The sequence below is a fragment of the Moorena bouillonii PNG genome (genome assembly GCF_001942495.1).
GTDB classification, from domain to species: Bacteria; Cyanobacteriota; Cyanobacteriia; order Cyanobacteriales; family Coleofasciculaceae; genus Moorena; species Moorena bouillonii.
Genome location: NZ_MKZS01000001.1, coordinates 7,814,933 through 7,832,068, shown reverse-complemented (window position 1 = coordinate 7,832,068; position 17,136 = coordinate 7,814,933). Strand labels below are relative to the sequence as shown.

16 protein-coding genes and 2 pseudogenes are annotated in these 17,136 nt (G+C 42.1%); 9 read left to right on the top strand and 9 right to left on the bottom strand.

Going from position 1 to position 17,136, the window contains the following annotated elements; translation table 11 throughout:
- The first annotated feature begins 54 nt into the window (after positions 1–54).
- The 3 genes from BJP37_RS31940 (at position 55) to BJP37_RS31930 (ending at position 4,933) form a co-directional block, all read left to right on the top strand.
- Positions 55–1,632 carry a sensor histidine kinase gene (locus BJP37_RS31940; protein WP_075905015.1) on the top strand — a complete coding sequence of 526 codons (1,578 nt, stop codon included), beginning with the start codon at positions 55–57 and terminating at the stop codon, positions 1,630–1,632.
- 17 nt (positions 1,633–1,649) lie between these two features.
- Positions 1,650–3,212, top strand: coding sequence for an ATP-binding protein (locus tag BJP37_RS31935; RefSeq protein ID WP_075905013.1), 1,563 nt, complete (start codon positions 1,650–1,652; stop codon positions 3,210–3,212).
- Positions 3,213–3,322: 110 nt separating this feature from the next.
- Positions 3,323–4,933 (top strand): DUF2079 domain-containing protein, encoded by a 1,611-nt coding sequence (locus tag BJP37_RS31930; RefSeq protein WP_075905011.1) that lies wholly within the window; start codon positions 3,323–3,325, stop codon positions 4,931–4,933.
- Here BJP37_RS31930 and BJP37_RS40435 read toward each other — a convergent pair.
- Positions 4,911–5,078 carry a hypothetical protein gene (locus tag BJP37_RS40435; protein ID WP_198954244.1) on the bottom strand — a complete coding sequence of 56 codons (168 nt, stop codon included), beginning with the start codon at positions 5,076–5,078 and terminating at the stop codon, positions 4,911–4,913. The genes BJP37_RS31930 and BJP37_RS40435 overlap by 23 nt on opposite strands.
- A gap of 54 nt (positions 5,079–5,132) precedes the next feature.
- Here BJP37_RS40435 and BJP37_RS31920 point away from each other — a divergent pair, with 54 nt between their 5' ends.
- Positions 5,133–6,764, top strand: coding sequence for an Hsp70 family protein (locus BJP37_RS31920; protein WP_075905007.1), 1,632 nt, complete (start codon positions 5,133–5,135; stop codon positions 6,762–6,764).
- Positions 6,765–6,963: 199 nt separating this feature from the next.
- On the opposite strand, the pseudogene BJP37_RS31915 reads toward BJP37_RS31920, so the two are convergent.
- Positions 6,964–7,131 (bottom strand): annotated as a pseudogene (locus BJP37_RS31915) (type II toxin-antitoxin system RelE/ParE family toxin); the annotation flags it as partial.
- Positions 7,132–7,169: 38 nt separating this feature from the next.
- On the bottom strand, positions 7,170–7,442 hold the full coding sequence (locus tag BJP37_RS31910) for a hypothetical protein (protein WP_198954368.1): 273 nt from the start codon (positions 7,440–7,442) through the stop codon (positions 7,170–7,172).
- A gap of 258 nt (positions 7,443–7,700) precedes the next feature.
- Between BJP37_RS31910 and BJP37_RS40425 the strand changes: the two genes are divergently transcribed.
- The gene (locus tag BJP37_RS40425; protein ID WP_158069855.1) at positions 7,701–7,850 is read left to right on the top strand and encodes a hypothetical protein; all 150 of its coding nucleotides are present in this window, start codon (positions 7,701–7,703) and stop codon (positions 7,848–7,850) included.
- Positions 7,847–8,458 (top strand): Uma2 family endonuclease, encoded by a 612-nt coding sequence (locus tag BJP37_RS31900; protein WP_075905005.1) that lies wholly within the window; start codon positions 7,847–7,849, stop codon positions 8,456–8,458. The genes BJP37_RS40425 and BJP37_RS31900 overlap by 4 nt, the downstream gene beginning before the upstream one ends.
- Positions 8,459–8,650: 192 nt before the next feature.
- On the opposite strand, the gene BJP37_RS31895 is transcribed toward BJP37_RS31900, so the two are convergent.
- From BJP37_RS31895 to BJP37_RS31885, 4 genes and pseudogenes are all read right to left on the bottom strand, one after another.
- Positions 8,651–9,856 (bottom strand): hypothetical protein, encoded by a 1,206-nt coding sequence (locus tag BJP37_RS31895; protein ID WP_075905003.1) that lies wholly within the window; start codon positions 9,854–9,856, stop codon positions 8,651–8,653.
- Between the two features lie 126 nt (positions 9,857–9,982).
- Positions 9,983–11,179, bottom strand: a complete 1,197-nt coding sequence (locus BJP37_RS31890) for an IS4 family transposase (protein WP_075905001.1) — start codon at positions 11,177–11,179, stop codon at positions 9,983–9,985.
- A 19-nt stretch (positions 11,180–11,198) separates the two neighbouring features.
- Positions 11,199–11,753, bottom strand: a pseudogene (locus BJP37_RS43025) (transposase family protein); the annotation flags it as partial.
- Positions 11,754–11,845: 92 nt separating this feature from the next.
- Positions 11,846–12,202 (bottom strand): hypothetical protein, encoded by a 357-nt coding sequence (locus tag BJP37_RS31885; protein WP_143727894.1) that lies wholly within the window; start codon positions 12,200–12,202, stop codon positions 11,846–11,848.
- 677 nt (positions 12,203–12,879) lie between these two features.
- Here BJP37_RS31885 and BJP37_RS31880 point away from each other — a divergent pair.
- Together BJP37_RS31880 and BJP37_RS31875 are read left to right on the top strand one after the other, a co-directional pair.
- Positions 12,880–13,152, top strand: a complete 273-nt coding sequence (locus tag BJP37_RS31880) for a type II toxin-antitoxin system Phd/YefM family antitoxin (RefSeq protein WP_075904997.1) — start codon at positions 12,880–12,882, stop codon at positions 13,150–13,152.
- Entirely contained in the window at positions 13,133–13,405 is a 273-nt protein-coding gene (locus BJP37_RS31875) for a Txe/YoeB family addiction module toxin (protein ID WP_075904996.1), read from the top strand. Before BJP37_RS31880 ends, BJP37_RS31875 begins: the two co-directional genes overlap by 20 nt.
- 481 nt (positions 13,406–13,886) lie before the next feature.
- Here the strand turns inward: BJP37_RS31875 and BJP37_RS31865 are convergent, their stop codons facing one another.
- The gene (locus tag BJP37_RS31865) at positions 13,887–14,096 is read right to left on the bottom strand and encodes a hypothetical protein (RefSeq protein ID WP_075904992.1); all 210 of its coding nucleotides are present in this window, start codon (positions 14,094–14,096) and stop codon (positions 13,887–13,889) included.
- A gap of 363 nt (positions 14,097–14,459) precedes the next feature.
- On the opposite strand from BJP37_RS31865, the gene BJP37_RS31860 reads away from it, so the two are divergent.
- The gene (locus tag BJP37_RS31860) at positions 14,460–15,200 is read left to right on the top strand and encodes a Uma2 family endonuclease (RefSeq protein ID WP_075904989.1); all 741 of its coding nucleotides are present in this window, start codon (positions 14,460–14,462) and stop codon (positions 15,198–15,200) included.
- A gap of 112 nt (positions 15,201–15,312) precedes the next feature.
- On the opposite strand, the gene BJP37_RS31855 is transcribed toward BJP37_RS31860, so the two are convergent.
- Positions 15,313–17,118 (bottom strand): ABC transporter ATP-binding protein, encoded by a 1,806-nt coding sequence (locus tag BJP37_RS31855; RefSeq protein WP_081431404.1) that lies wholly within the window; start codon positions 17,116–17,118, stop codon positions 15,313–15,315.
- Positions 17,119–17,136 lie beyond the last annotated feature (18 nt).

The following is a 17,136-nucleotide window of genomic DNA, read 5'->3' as shown; positions in this document are numbered from 1 at the left end:
TGTTGTCTTTCGACTCCCTAAAAGTATCCAATAATTTGGCGCTTCAAGGGTTATATGGAAGCTAAAGATTACCTGAAAAATGGCATTTCTGGTCAATTTTCCATTGTAAATTTTCCTTGCGACCAGCAGCCTTTAACCATTGCTCCCGATATTCCAGTAACGGAAGCGATCGCTAGGATGAATCAAACCGGAAGGAGCTATGTGCTGGTAGTACAGCACCAGAAATTGGTAGGAATTTTTACAGAACGGGATGTGGTCCAAGTAGCATCAGCTGGAATGGTACACTCAGCTGTTTCCATTGCTGATGTGATGACTCTTGAGTTAATTACCTTGGCGATCATACCGACACCAGACATTTTTTTGGTAGAGTCTCGATTACGTCAACACCAGATTCGTCACCTACCTCTAGTGGATGAACAAGGTCAAGTAGTACCTGTGGTGACCCCCCACACCATGGCAGCAATCCTCTCTGCTATCGTGACTAAGGTGGAAGACTTACAGCAAAAGTTGACTCAAAAAGAAGGGGAATTAGTGGCAGCTAATCAGCGATGGCAGCAGGAAGTTGCTGTAAATCAGCAGTTTGAAGAGGAATTGGGGGAAAATCAACATGCCTGGCAGTTGAGTCAAGAACGCCTTGAGAGTATTCTGGCTTTCCTAGAAGCAGTGGTATGGTCTTTTGATCCTTCCATTGACAAACTGCTTTATCTTAACAGTGCTACTGAGCAAGTCTATGGTCGCAGTATCACTGAGTTCTTGGGGAACTTACGCCTGTGGGAATCAGTGGTTCACCCAGAGGATGTCGAAACCTATCAACTGGCACACCAAACCCTGCTGTCAACTGGTGCCAAAGATATTGACTACAGAATTTTGCGACCGGATGGAGCTGTGAGTTGGATTCGCCATCGCGCTCACCTTCTAACAGATGCTAATAACACTCCAATTCGGATCTATAACATAGCCATCGACATCACACAGCTCAAACAGGTTGAGGAAAACCTCAAAGCTACCCTAGTTGAGAAAGAGGTGCTACTCCAAGAAATTCACCATCGGGTCAAAAACAACTTACAAATTGTTTCTAGCTTGCTACATTTGCAATCTATGGCAGTAGATCAACCCGAAACCCGAATACATCTGTCAGAAGCTCGCCATCGCCTTGAAGCCATGGCTCTAATTCATAAGAAACTTTATGGTGCCTCAGTGATAGGCAACCTGGATGTAGTCGATTATATCCAGAACCTAGCCATAAACTTACTGGTAGCTTATCAAGTCACTAGCGATAGGATTCAGTTGCACACCAGTATTGAACCGATTCCCCTCAGTATTGATCAGGCAATTCCTTGCGGTCTAATCATCAATGAACTGGTATCCAATTCCCTGAAGTACGGGTTTCCCAATGGACGCTCTGGTGAGATTCACATTGAATTGCACCGTAGCGGGGAGGATGACGTTGCATTGATTGTCCGAGATAATGGGGTTGGTTTACCAGAAGAGTTAGATTGGCGTAATACCCAGTCTTTAGGATTATCGTTAGTTTATGACCTGGCAACAGAGCAATTAGACGGGAGTATGTTTCAGGGCCATAGCGAGGGCACAGCTTTCAGAATAGTATTCTCAACAGCAACAATTGTATAAGCAATAGGACAACAATAGTGGTTACCAGGGTGTTAGTTGTAGAAGACGAAGTTATTGTTGCTAAGACAATTGCTAGCCAGCTTAAGCAATTGGGGTATATGGTATCAGCTACCGCTTCATCTGGCTCTCAAGCCATTACCAAAGCCGCTCAAACTAAGCCTGACTTAGTACTGATGGACATTTTCCTAAAAGGCAAGATGGATGGTATTACTGCTGCTAGGCAAATCCGTGAACATTTACATATTCCTATCGTCTATTTGACTGCCTATGCCGATGAAGATACCTTGCAACGGGCTAAGGTTACCCAACCCTTTGGCTATGTGACCAAACCGTTTAACGAGAGAGACTTGCGGGTTGCTATTGAGATGGCTCTCCAGCAATACCAGATGGAGCAGTCGTTGCAGAGCAGCCAAGCTCAGTTGGCATCCATTTTAAACTCTATCGATGATGCAGTTATTGCTACCACGACCCAAGGTATCATTACTTTTATGAATGCTTCCGCTGAAGCTTTGACTGGCTGGAACCAATCCGAGGTATGGGGGCGAGATCTGACCTCAGTGTTGCCAATTGTTAATGATCTGACTGGTAATCTAGTCAAGTATCCCCTAGATAAAGTAATCAAGACCGGACAAGTTGTCTATCTGGGCGAGCATAACGCTTTGATTACAAAGGATGGTGGTCGAATTGCCGTTGGTAATAGTGCTTCACCCCTAAAAGACCAACTGGGAAACGTGAATGGAGTAGTGCTGGCGTTTTGGGATATCAGCGAGGATCCTCAGACAGAAATGTTAGAGCAGGTGTTGGAAAAAGAGCAAGAAATCCAAGATTTCCGCTCCCAGTTCGTCTCCACCGTTTGCCACGAATTCCGTAATCCCCTCAGTGTGATCCTAACTGCCGCTGAATTACTTAAGCGCTATGGTAATCTGGCCACTCAGGAGCAAAAGCAGCGTTATCTAAAACGAATTACTATTTCAGTAGAGCGCATGACTGAGTTGATGGAAGAGGTGTTGCTAATCGGTCAAGCTGAAGTAGGTCGGCTAGAATTTATTCCAACTCCGATGAACTTAGAGCAATTCTGCCAGGATTTAATTGCAGAACTATGCCTAGATGAAGCCAGCCGCAACCGGATTGTTTTTACCTCTGACGGGGCCTATACAGAAGTCTGTATGGATGATAAACTCATACATTACATTATAACTAATCTGCTTACTAATGCTCTAAAGTATTCTCCTTCTCATGAAATCGTGACCTTTAACCTAACCTGTGATCTGAAACAGCAGTTGGTTGTGTTCCGGATCCAGGATAAAGGAATTGGAATTGCTGAAGCAGACCAAAATAAAATTTTCGAGTCTTTTTATCGAGCAAAAAATGTGGGAACAATTCAAGGGACTGGTCTGGGATTATCGATTGTGAAACGCTGTGTGGAACAGCATCAGGGAGAGATTGAACTGACTAGTCAATTGGGCGTTGGGACAACATTTACGATTAAAATTCCCCTAGTAAGTAATGGGGAAGTCAGATGTCAGACGTGTGACGTGATAAGTGCTGATTGGCAAGGGCTCGGGAGTAGTAGCAATTAGCAATTACCTTTGTAGGGATTTAGTTCGGGTGTGTTTAAAACAAGAGTAGTTTTCAAAAAGCGAAACTTTATGTATGGAGCTTAATACCAAGGACAAATGACAAAGGACAAATGACAAAAAAACCTGGTTTAAAACTTGTTATTACTGCGGCGATCGCATTTTTTTTATTCACCTTAATTTTTACTCTACATCGACACTATACTTTTTATTCTTCCTACGATCAAGGAATTTTTAATCAAGTCTTCTGGAATGGCAGTCACGGTCGTGTCTTTCAGAGTACTCTTTCATCCCAGCTGTCTACTAATGTAGTTCATAATGGGGAAGTTCCAAATGTCTATTACCACCGATTAGGGCAACATTTTACTCCCGCGCTGTTACTTTGGTTACCGTTATATGCTTTGTTTCCATTTCCCGCGACTCTAACGGTTTTGCAGGTAACCTTGGTAACAGCTGCTGGTGTAGTTTTGTATATCCTGGCCAGACAGTATCTGCAACCGATGTTAGCAGCAATGATTACGGTTAGCTTTTACTGTGCTAATGCTATTCTTGGTCCGACCTTAGCCAACTTCCATGACATCTGCCAAATTCCCCTGTTTGTGTTTGGGCTACTGCTAGCTATGGAAAAACGCTGGTGGTGGCTGTTTTGGTTGCTGGCAATTTTGATTTTAGCTGTACGGGAAGATTCCGGGATAGGTTTGTTTGGTGTGGGATTCTATTTAATTGTCAGTCGGCGCTATCCTCGCATTGGTCTGGCAGTTTGTACCCTCAGTTTCGGTTACATACTTGTCTTGACCAATCTAATTATGCCTATATTTTCGGAAGATATTTCTCAACGGTTCATGATTGAGCGTTTTGGTCAGTACGCTGATGGGGATGAGGCGTCTACTCTGGAGATTATTAAGGGTATGCTGACCAATCCCTGGCGTTTACTAGTAGAACTGTTTACTCCCTTTTTTGGTACCATTCAGTATTTATTAGGTCAATGGTTACCGTTAGCATTTATACCAGCTATTGCTCCGGCGTCTTGGTCTATCGCAGCATTTCCCTTGCTAAAACTCCTGTTGGGTAAAGGTCAATCAGTGCTTGCTATTAATATCCGCTATGCGATGACCGTAGTACCTGGGCTATTTTATGGCGCGATACTTTGGTGGTCAGCTCATCCCCAATTTAGTGAAGCTGTGATCTCTGCTAGGTCTAAGTTTCGGCGCTTTTGGATTTTTTGTCTAACCCTTGCGGTAGTGTTGACTATTACCTCTAGCCCAAATCGAACCTTTTATTTCCTGCTTCCTGATTCTTACCAACCCTTCGTGTATGTGCCCTTAACCCAACAGTGGTCTCGTGTGGGGTCGATCCGGTCATTACTGGCTCAGATTCCTGCAAATGCTAGTGTCTCAGCTACTACCTATCTAGTCCCTCATCTGTCAGGACGTCGGGAAATCATCCGCTTAGGGGATTTACAGTTGCGCAATGATAATGGCGAGGTGGTGAAGGTGGATTATGCGATCGCAGATTTATGGCGGTTACAACGCTATCAAATTGCCTTTAAGCATGATGGTCAGCGGTTGCGCTCCTTAGTTAACATGATTGACCGGGTCACCAAGACTAACGAGTATGGCATCATTGGTTTTAAAGATGGTGTGATTTTGATGCAAAAAGGAGTAGCATCTAATCCAGAGGCTATGGCAGCATGGCTAAGCTTTAGGCAAGAGTTGGAGGTCTAAAGGGAGTCGGGAATCGGGAATCGGGAGTCGGGAATCGGGAATCGGGAATCGGGAAGATGGCATCAAAAATTATCACAATTCCGATACGGATTGCTAAACTGTCTTCCTGGGTACAGGTGTCCTGGCTATTGAGTAGTTCGGCCATAAACTGATATTTAATAATAAAGAATATCAATAAGATCAGTTCAATAAACATTAAATGCCTAGCACCAGTACTACGTCCTACGCTATTGACTTTGGCACGAGCAATACGGTAATCACTCGCTGGAACCCAGTCACGGAAACGCCAGAAACGATCACGTTACCAGGACTTGCTCTGCAACTTAGTCAAAATCCTCCCTTAATTCCCAGTTTGGTGTATGTGGAAGATGCTGCTCAGGGTAAGGTGATTGTTGGACAGGCAGTACGCGATCGCGGATTGGACCTTACCAGTGACCCTCGATTCTTCCGCAGCTTCAAACGGGGAATTGGTGCTGAGGTTCAGGGATTTCTGCCAGAACTGGATGGCATCGGGATCACCTTTGAACAAGTTGGGGAATGGTTCCTCAACCAAATTATTGAAAACTTATCAGCCCTCCAGTCAGAGGCGGGGGATTCTGCGATTGAATCGGTGATTCTGACTGTGCCTGTGGATAGCTTTGAAGCTTACCGCCATTGGCTTAGTGGAATCTGCCAATCCTTGCCAGTGGAACAGGTGAGGATGCTGGATGAACCGACAGCGGCTGCCTTGGGCTATGGTATTGCGGAAGGGGATACTCTGCTAGTCATAGACTTTGGTGGTGGCACCCTGGATTTATCTCTGGTGCAGCTGAATCAGGAGGCTCAAGGGAATAAAAAACCCCTCGGGTTTATTCTTAAGTGGGGGCAAAAGTCCTTTGGTGAAGGGTCTAGCCAGAAGGTGAAAATTGCCCGTGTGCTGGCGAAAGTGGGACAAAACTTGGGTGGGACAGATATTGATAACTGGCTGGTGGATTATTTTGTGGAAACTCAAGGGTTAATGCGATCGCCTTTGACTACTCGACTAGCAGAACGCCTGAAAATTCAACTGTCTGAGCAGTCTGAAGCTACAGAAGTCTATTTTAATGATGAAACCTTTGAGAGTTACGAACTAAAACTAGACCGGGAGACCTTTGAAACTATTCTCAAAGAACACGAGTTTTTTGATACCCTTGATAATAAGATGACCGAAGTGCTGCAACAAGCAAGACGTAGCGGTATAGAAGTACCAGATATAGATGGTGTCTTGTTAGTGGGTGGCACGGTGAAGATCCCAGCAGTTCAGGCATGGGTAAACCAGTATTTCGATTCAAGCAAGGTTCGTTGCCAAAAACCCTTTGAAGCGATCGCAACTGGCGCACTTCAGCTCAGCCAAGGTATCGAAGTCCAAGATTTCCTCTACCATAGCTACGGAATTCGCTATTGGGATAGACGGTTAAAGCGTCACAACTGGCACTCAATCATTAGAGAAGGACAGCCTTACCCCATGAGTGAGCCAGTAGAACTATTCTTAGGAGCTTCGGTAGAGAATCAACCGAGTATAGAGCTAATTTTAGGAGAGTTAGGCTCCCAAACTGGTGGCACAGAGATTTATTTTGAAGGCGATCGCTTGATTACTCGTCAGTTAGGCCAGGGTCAATCTGCTGTGCAACCCCTCAATGACAGGGATGGGGCAAGAAGTGTGGCTAACTTAACCCCCCTGGGCAATCCCGGAAGCGATCGCATTAAACTCCAGTTTCAAGTTGATGCTGAACGTTACTTGAGAGTTACTGTTGATGATTTACTTACCAATGAAACCTTATTAGCAAATCAGGTAGTGGCTCAATTAAGTTAATTGGTCATATCATGTTCGGTTGAACACTTATAAATAGTAGGTAATAGGGAACAGGGAACAGGGAACAGGGAACAGGGAACAGGGAACAGGGAACAGGGTATGAGGAGGGAGAGTCGTGCGTAGGGTGCGTTAGGGGCGGGCTTGTCCTCATGTTAAACCCAAGCGCTAGTTTTGCAACAGCCCGCTCCGTAACGCACCACTAATAAACTTCATCGTGAGTGCCAATATCAATTAAAATTATTTCTTCTTCTAAGGTGTCTGGATTTTGTTCAAAGTTGAAAATAAGACGACAATCATATTCAACCGAACAAGCCCAAGCACCTGATAATTTACCTTTGAGTTTATGAGTACGTAGTATAGGATTATATAGAAATTATATATCCCATAAGGTACAAATTGATCCCCCTAAATCCCCCTTAATAAGGGGGACTTTGAGGTTAATGACCGTACCTCATAACTGCGATAAACGTTTAATTCAGCGATCACATCATCAACTGTACCCCGAAAAACCTTACCTTGTTGATAGTCTTGGTGAGCTTTAGTAATATTAACAGCGATTTCTTCTCTTCTTTGTTCAATTTGTCTATGTCTAACAATATTCATTAAATCGTTCTGTTCCTCTAAAGAAAGAGCGTCAATCATTTCTAAAATTTGATTGAAGTGACTTGTTTGCATCATTTTTGACTCTCTTAACCTACGGGCGATCGGATTATGAGTCCGATCAAGTTATTTTAACTCACAATAAAAGATAAAATATTAGGGTAACAAGTGTAAAAATCAAGGGGTTTGGGTGGTGCCTTCCTTAGAGGATATATGAAAAGTTTTTTGATACTGAATTTTGCCCCCCTAGCCCCCCAATTCTGGGGGGAACAAGAATCTATTTGCTGGTAAAAGTCCCCCAAAATTGGGGGACCCACGGGGGCTTATATGTAGCAAATGAGACTTATCAGACAACCTCTTATAATCAATCGGTTGAAGCAGCAGATGTTGATTACTTTGAGCGCACCCTACAATAGGCTAAGCACTATTGCCTCTTATCTCTTCCCTGTTCCCTGTTCCCTGTTCCCTGTTCCCTGTTCCCTATGATTCTATCAGCAACCAAAACCGGTATCAGTCCAGAAGAATTTATTGCTCAGTATGGAGACGATGAACGCTACGAACTCATTGATGGAGAGCTAATTGAGATGGAACCAACTGGCCCCCACGAGCAAGTCGTGGCGTTGATTAGCCGAAAGTTGAACGTAGAAATAGATGGTTTAGATGTACCTTATTTTATTCCACACCGCTGCTTAATTCAGCCCTTGGGAACCTTCAACGCTTTCAGACCAGATCTGGTTGTGCTTGATGAAGGAGAACTAATCAACGAACCACTTTGGGCAAGGGAACCAGTGATAACTCTGGGTACTACAGTAAAACTTGTAGTTGAAGTCGTTAGTACAAACTGGCAGAATGATTATGCTCGTAAGTATGAAGATTACGAAGCTTTGGGAATTCCAGAATACTGGATTGTCGATTATCTCGGTATTGGCGGAAAATATTTTATTGGTAGCCCCAAACAACCGACGGTAACGGTCTGCTGTATGGTGAATGATCAATATCAGAAAGTAATGTTCCGTAGAGGGGATTGTCTCAAATCTTCCCTTTTTCCTAACCTTAAGTTATCTACAGATCAATTATTTACAGGGTTGCGCTGAGGCAAGGGGGAAGGATCTCTAGTTTGACCCGGTGGTGCGTTACGGGCCGGGCTATCTCAACCGATATCAACAGGGAGAAAATCAAGGGGAGCCCGTCCCTAACACACCCTACGCCACTGTTCCCTAAAACCCTAAAATTTGTACCTCACCTAATTGAAAACCGCTATAACCTATTTGTAAATTAGATAGCTTCTAGTTTTCCGTAATAACCGACAAATCCCGTAACTCAGTATTGATATAACCAGTATAATAAGAACTATTCAAATAAGATCTGAATTGCAGCATATCTATCTGGTTAACTTCTAGTGGAACTCCATCAAAAGTAATAATGGCTTCTATCGGTACATCTTTAATTAAACGATTTTTTACAACACCATTCCGATTATTACTGAATGTACCAAATTCAACTTTTGTAGCTACATATTCTTTCCCTTGCTCCAATAGTCTACTTCTTCCATAAGAACTGTTATAATACAAAGATAACTGAACGTTTTCTTTGGTAGTTGTAATTAATATAGCACAACTTATCGATTGAGTAATTAAATTTATATTGGGAGATTTTTGGCAACTTTTAAATTGATAGATAATACCTTTGTATTCAACTATTTCGTATGATAATTGATTATTTTTAGGGTTATTATCTGTCGAATTTCGTTCAATTACTGCCAAATTAGCAACAGGAGGTGTACTATTTATTGCAGCAATCAGTTCTTGATTCTTTTTCTCTAGTTTATTATTTTCTATTTCCAATTCTTTCAGTTTATCTTGGAGAGCTTCGACTTGTATATTCAGGTAATTTTCTGAATTAAATCCTACTAAGGTCGGAAAATTTGCTACAATAAATTCTCGTATTTTATACCCTCCAAATACAAATAATGGTGCTGTAGCAATGATGATAATTAATGCAAAATTCAAATAGTTTTGCCATTTCTGTATTTTCGATTCTCTATCCATATTAGTTTGCTTAGCATAGCTTTGCTCACTACTAACAGAATCAGTTTGTTCGACATAGTTAGCATTAATGTTAAACTGAGCACCACTCTGGTCATCTATAGTAGTTTCTTTCTCTGCCATGGATCGTCTCAGAACTTCATTAGCTTTCCTTTGCTTGTAACTCTCATAAGTGGGAACCATAGATTTGTTTGGTTTCTGCTCGTTATTATTTATTTGTTTATGTTCACCTGATCCATCCTTAGTTCGCTTGTTTTCTTTCCAAAAAACAAATACAGTACCGACGACAAAGCTGGTGGTGACTAACCAACCGGGGGGGCTGCCACCAGCAAACAAGAAGATTACTAGTAAACTAGTAAAGACTTGGGCTGTTTGCCAAAACAGGGAACTTAAACTAGCTTTGGCTTCTTGGTAGAGACTAATTTCTTCGCGTTTAACTGTAGACATATTCACTAACTTAGTTATAGCGTCATAGATTAATCATATCTTTTAATAAGCGTTTGAGGATTCGACCACATAAGGTAATACAGGAGCTAAAAGCTAACAAAACAACCTCAAGGGGTGACAACAAGGCTACAAAGCACTCTGGATAAGGGACTTAGCGTTAAGTCCCCGCTTGAAATAGAGAGATTTGTGAGGTTTGAGACTCATCAGAGATTTGGCTAAATCCGACCAAATTTTGAGAGATTGAATCCAATCGGGACCGTGCAATCCCATCCAAAAAAAACTATGTCGCTCCGTTGAACGTTCTGATTCGGTGGGACGACAAATATACTCACTCACTCCCAGATTTTTTAAAGCAACTCCAAGTAAAGTTGCCAAAGTATAAGCGATGGAAATGAGCAAAATAATGGCTTTTAAGCGACGCTCACTAACCTTTGTATTTTCGAGATTATAACCTCCAGTTTTTAAATCTCGAAACATAGTTTCAATACCCCATCGAGCCTGATAGCAGGATAAAGTCCGTGGAAGACTATCAAGACTTGTGAGAATATACCAAGGTTCTTTACTTGCTCGACTCCGATATTGACGTTTCCAATAAGCCCCTAGATTAAAGTTTCCCAACTGATGGGCTTTTGTGCAAGAAATATTTGAGTAAAATCGAGAAAATCCCGGTTGAATTCCTAAATCTTTGAGGGGTCGATAAACAGCATCATCATCTTGAATACAAGTGCCCTTTTTCTGACGTAAAGCAAAGTCTACATTCCTCTCCTCCAGCCACTTAGCCAGTTGGACACTATGAAATTCTCGGTCTCCTAATAGGAGTACAGGATAAGAACGCAATAGCCTTAAGACCGGAGTTATAACTTTTTTTTGCTCTGGCAAACTGCTGTTCCCTCGTTTTGGTAAAAGTTGCCAATATACAGGAATTGCATGATGACCCCAAGCTAAGCTTAACACCATTAAATTCCGGTATTGCCATTGAGTTCTATCGAGGATTAATAGCAGATATCCTTGATGCATGAGCTTCAGCTTTTTCCTTCGTCTTATCTGTTTTCGATTAGAGATATGAGGACGAAACTCTTGTTTTAAAATTTGCTTGATAATAGGAAACCATAAGAGCTTAGCACTTAACTGAGGTAAATTCAAAAACCTCTGAATATTCCGAACACGACTTTCATATTTTATCGGTTGTGGGAACAGGTTGGCTAAGCAAGATAAACGGACATTACGATGACTTTGCAATAGCAAAATTAGCAATTGTAGAGTCAGATATTGGCAAGGAGTCAGATGAGTCTCGAAGACAGTCTGGTAGAATTGAGGAAACATATATGATTGTGGGGGGGNCCAGCCACTTAGCCAGTTGGACACTATGAAATTCTCGGTCTCCTAATAGGAGTACAGGATAAGAACGCAATAGCCTTAAGACCGGAGTTATAACTTTTTTTTGCTCTGGCAAACTGCTGTTCCCTCGTTTTGGTAAAAGTTGCCAATATACAGGAATTGCATGATGACCCCAAGCTAAGCTTAACACCATTAAATTCCGGTCTTGCCATTGAGTTCTATCGAGGATTAATAGCAGATATCCTTGATGCATGAGCTTCAGCTTTTTCCTTCGTCTTATCTGTTTTCGATTAGAGATATGAGGACGAAACTCTTGTTTTAAAATTTGCTTGATAATAGGAAACCATAAGAGCTTAGCACTTAACTGAGGTAAATTCAAAAACCTCTGAATATTCCGAACACGACTTTCATATTTTATCGGTTGTGGGAACAGGTTGGCTAAGCAAGATAAACGGACATTACGATGACTTTGCAATAGCAAAATTAGCAATTGTAGAGTCAGATATTGGCAAGGAGTCAGATGAGTCTCGAAGACAGTCTGGTAGAATTGAGGAAACATATATGATTGTGGGGGGGTCACGAACGCCCCCTGATTTTTGTAAGTCTTGGGCTGGCTTAAACCCCTATTCTCTCTAGTTTACAGCTTTCTTGTCACCCCTTGAGCAAAACAACAACAAGGCAGAAGTAGCGGTTTACTTCCCAAACGCTCCAGGTATTCCAACATTGATCAAAGCTTGTAAAATTTTCTTTAGTTATCCAATGAAATATCCAGCCGAAAATAACGTATAGGATACCAAAACCAATCGCATCCTGAATTGTTAAATAGACATCTCGCCAGAGGTTACCTATTAAAGCTTTTCCAAGCTGATCCAAGGGCTCCCATATGTTGATAAGGAGTTCATTAATAACCTTACCAGACCTTGTTTTTGGTCTAGTTGATAATTGTGTTACACCTTGAGTTTTACTACTGGGTTGTTGTGGGTTTATCGTTTTTTTATGTGTGGTCATGTCAACCGTTAATAGTGGGATGCATTTCATATTTGTAAAGGTGCGCTTTCTGTTTGCAAATTTAAGTCACCAACGGAAAGCGCACCTATGCACCTCATAGTTATGAAAAACGATATATATAGGAAAGGCAATTGGGAGTAGGAAACAAAAATTATCACAATTCATTTTATTTTAAGGTAAATGCTGCCTCGCTTATTACTATAAACTACTATAGTGTTTGTATCTGGAATGTCAATAGACTTGTTGCGGTAAAAGTCATGCAGGCAAGAGGCAAAATGCAATAGAGTAAAAAGAGCACAATTTTTATTTGATAATATAAAAAAAATCCTAATTTTCTTTGATAAGAAAAAAACTCCTAGGTTTACATCATAGTGAGCACATACCCTCTACTCATAACCTTGCTGCCGTGCCACCGTTGCGATGCTCGTTTGGAACCCCTAAACGCGATCGCTTTTAGCGGAAGCTGAGGCCGTAGGCCAAGCGTGACCTACGGTCAATCGCCTTTGGCTGCGCGTAGCGCATCGCACCATTCCCTTGAAACCTTATTCTTTTACTTCAGCAAAGCTGCCTTCGATACACTTTTATTATCGGTATTCAACCGGACTTGAGATAAATGCTTACAAGCAACTCAAGGAAATATTAACCTGCTATACTTAAGTATAAATGAGGAAAAAACCGTGAACTCTATTCCTATCAAGCAATTTAAGACTAACATTCAAGACTTTATTAAACAAGTCATTAATCAACATACTCCCCTCAAAATCACCGATCCCAATCAGGGAGACTTTATTATTATTAGTGCCGAAGATTGGGAACAACAACAAGAAACATTGTATGTATTACAAAATAGCCATTTAATGGAACAGATTAACCGTTCTCAAGCTACCCATACCCAAAATAAAGGCTACTCTCCCAATCAGGAAGAACTAGATGAGATACTTAGTATTTGAGGGCAAAACTTGGGAGATTTACGAAGAACTTCGTAAAAAAGACAAAAAACTCCATCAAACCCTTTGTAAAATCATCAAAGAAATGCTGAGATACGATCCCGCTAAAGGAATGGGAAAACCTGAACCGTTAAAACATAATTTATCGGGGTTGTGGTCAAGAAGAATTTCTCAAAAAGATCGCCTTATTTACAAATTTGATGATAACTATGTTTATATTTTTGCAATAGGTGGTCATTACGATCAATTTAATTGATTTTAGTTGATGTAGGGTGGGCAGTGCTTAATACAGATCAGCTGACAAAACCCGTTACTAGGCACTGCCCACCATAGGTGTAGCCCCAATCATACAGCCGTTTTCAGATGAATTGACCTCACTACCTTTAGCTGCAAGCCCCCTAAATCCCCGACTATCAAAAAGCGAAGCATCCGCTAATTCCCCCCAAAATTGGGGGGTTAGGGGGGCGGGGGACTTTAACTCAATTTCCCCCCAAATTTGGGGGGCTAGGGGGGCAAAATTTGCTGTAAGCCGATAGCTGTTCGCGTAGCGCATTAGCTGATAGCTGATAGCTGATAGCTGATAGCTAAATGCTTACAAAAAAAATAGCCGTAGAAATACTATCCACGGCTATATCAATGCTGTAAACGTTATGTCATGTCTATCAGTTTCCGAATCAATCCGGATGTGATCCTACCGGACCATACCAGGGGGGAAACCCCCCCATAAATTTAACCTATTAACGCCAAGTTTGATACTTGGTTGCAAAACTAATTACTTGCCCCGGAATGCCGGTTGCTTGCAAAGGGCTCCAGTCGGAAACCGACCCATACCCCAGTGCAGAAAGGCCGTAAATAGTCTTAATTACTGCTTCAGGAGAGCCCTTAATGTACTTAATACGTTGTTTTTTTAGATTATTGTCGTGATTCGGAATAAAGTCTGTAGACATGAGTAAAAAACTAAATTTCGCTTACAATGATTATTGTAATGATTATAGTTATAATTGTCAAGGGTTTTTCTAAATTTTTTTTTCCGGGAGTAATTTTAGGATAAAAAAAAAAGCTAATGCTAAATTATAAGCATTCAGCTATCAGCTATAGCAAAGGAAACAGGTGTAGCTGATAGTGAATAAAAACGCTGTAATCATTTATTAGCTTAATAATGGTTGGCGTTGCTCCATTATTAAGCAACGCCTAATGGTTAAGAGTCAGAGATTGATAATTTTTCAACTTTGTTCAGATATTACTTGACTGGATATAATGATGATAATCTAGACTAATAAGTACCACCTACTTATTAGACCCTAGCCGCGATGTCTTTGACTCAAGAATTAAAAAATCCAACAGAAATTGCAACAACTGTACCGGAAGATGTTATATTCCCCCCTAGGGATTTACTCAGTGACGAACCACCTTTGGAAACTGATCTACATCGACTACAAATGACCCTACTCATCCAATGCCTAGAGTGGTTGTGGGATGAGCGTGATGATTTCTATGTCTCGGGAAATCTGACTATTTATTACAGTCCTCGACAACGTAAGTCTGAAGAATTTCGTGGGCCTGACTTTTTTGTGGTGCTGCAAACTGAGCGCAAACCTCGGAACAGTTGGGTAGTGTGGCAAGAAGAGGGAAAGTATCCGAATGTGATTGTAGAAATTATTTCCCCTACCACGGCAGATACGGACCGAGGATTAAAGAAACAAATCTACCAGGATACATTCCGTACTCCCGACTATTTCTGGTTTGACCCCAACACCCTGGAATTGAAGGGCTTCCACTTGGTAGATGGTTGTTATCTCGAACTTGAGCCTAATCAAGAAGGTTGGTTGTGGAGTCAACAGTTGGCACTATATTTGGGAATTTATGACTCAAAATTACGTTGGTTTACCGCAGAAGGACAACTAGTTCCTACCCCTACTGAAGCAGCCGAACTCGAAAAGCAACGAGCCGAACAAGAATGTCAGCAAAAGGAACAAGCTCAGGAGCAATTATCTCAAATGGAGTCATTGTTAGCTCGTTATCGAGAACAGTTTGGTGATTTGCCTGAGTGATATAGCATTTCTCATAGCTATGAGATACACAGGTTTTTTTTCCTGTTCCCAGATCCGCTGTTCCCTGTTCCCTAAAACCCATAATGAAAGTACCTCACCCCATTGATAACTGCTAGATCTGTAATGAATGTAATTGTGTATAGGTTCCATGTTTCGCCAGCAGTTGAGCGTGATTGCCAACTTCTACAATATGCCCTCGTTCCATAACTACAATCCGGTCAGCTTTCCGAATCGTTGACAGGCGATGAGCTACCACAAACGTTGTGCGGTTTTCCATCAAGTGTTCCAAAGCGTCCTGAATCAAAGCTTCCGAAGCAGTATCTAGAGACGATGTTGCTTCATCGAGAACTAACACCCGTGGATTACGAATTAAAGCACGAGCAATCGCTAATCGTTGCCGTTGACCACCAGAAAGTTTTGCCCCATTTTCCCCAATTAGAGTATCAAGTCCCGAGGGCAATTCCTGAATAAATTCTAAAGCATTGGCATCCTGAATCGCCTTGATTAACTGCTCTTCATCCAATTGTTTACTGCCGTACACAATATTCTCTCGCACCGTACCTTCAAATAAGATAGTCTCCTGGGAAACCACTGACAGGAATTTCCGATAGGTCTGTAGGTCGAGGCTACTCATATCTGTACCATCTAGTAAAACTCTTCCGGTCGTGGGAGCCATAAAACCAATAATCAGACTTAATAAGGTAGATTTTCCGGCTCCGGATGGTCCGACGATGGCAATGGTTTCCCCAGGATTGACCTGTAGACAAAAGTCTTGAATGGCAAACTGTTCCGTATCGGGATACTTATAACTAAGGGACTCAAAGGTGAATTCACCACGCACCTGTTGCAGAGCTATCTTACCAGGATTGCGCTCTAGGTCAGGACACTCGATAATTTCACCCACTGAGCGAATGGATTCAAAACCTTTGCCAATCTGTGGCAATACAGCTAAAATTTGCACTATCGAGTTAGTCAGGGAATCAAAATAGCCGGTCAGTAACACCACATCCCCCACTGTGATTGACCATTGCTTGGTATAGACTAACCAGGCTGAGGTGATCAAGCAAACCAGACTGAATAACCGTAGGGTTACCCAAGAAGAGGAATCGGTGATGGCGTTAATCGAGTCAAGTCGCACCGCTGCCTGTTTGACCGTCACTAACTTGCCATCAATCCTTTCTATCTCAGTCTGTTGAGCACCATGAGCTCGTGTGACTGGGATTAGCTGAATCATCTCGATTAAGCTAGCTGCCATTTCTTCTAGTTGTTGTCGGAAAGCAGAATTGCGATCGCGAATCGGTCCTCTGAGTACCGAGATCAAAATCACAGCCGCTGGGACAGTTCCCAGGAAGAACAGCAGGAACCAAGGAGCACGAATAGCAGTAGCGACAATTGCTACTAAGATAGTTAGCACAGCAGAAGGGACAAACTGGAACAGGGTTGTCGCCAACCCTTGAATTTGTTCCACATCCCGCAAGAGTTTGGTTTGTAGTGCTCCCTTGCTGTTATTTTTGTAGAACCCAATCGAAAGCAGTTGCAGCTGCTGGGTGATTACTGAGCGCAGATTCGACTCCATGTTGCGAGTCGCGAGACTCATAAACCGGATGTGTAAGTAATGGGTGGGGATATTTTGCACTACAGAAATCCCTAGGATAGCCCCATTAATCCATAACTCCGACAGTGGGTGAGTGCTTGGGTTGGCAATAATATCAATTACATTAGCAATCACCAATGGTCTGATCCATTCCGGACTGTGTTTGATCACATACACCGCCATCGACAGTCCGATTTTACCTAGGTCTTGGCGGTAGAGATAAAGTAGTGTCCGGAAGGGATACTCACTCCGATACTCTTGAGGAGGTGACTCCTTGGGTAGATTAGATGGTGCCGTAACACTTGCCACTGATAATGCTTTCATGTCCCCAGTCTGTATGTC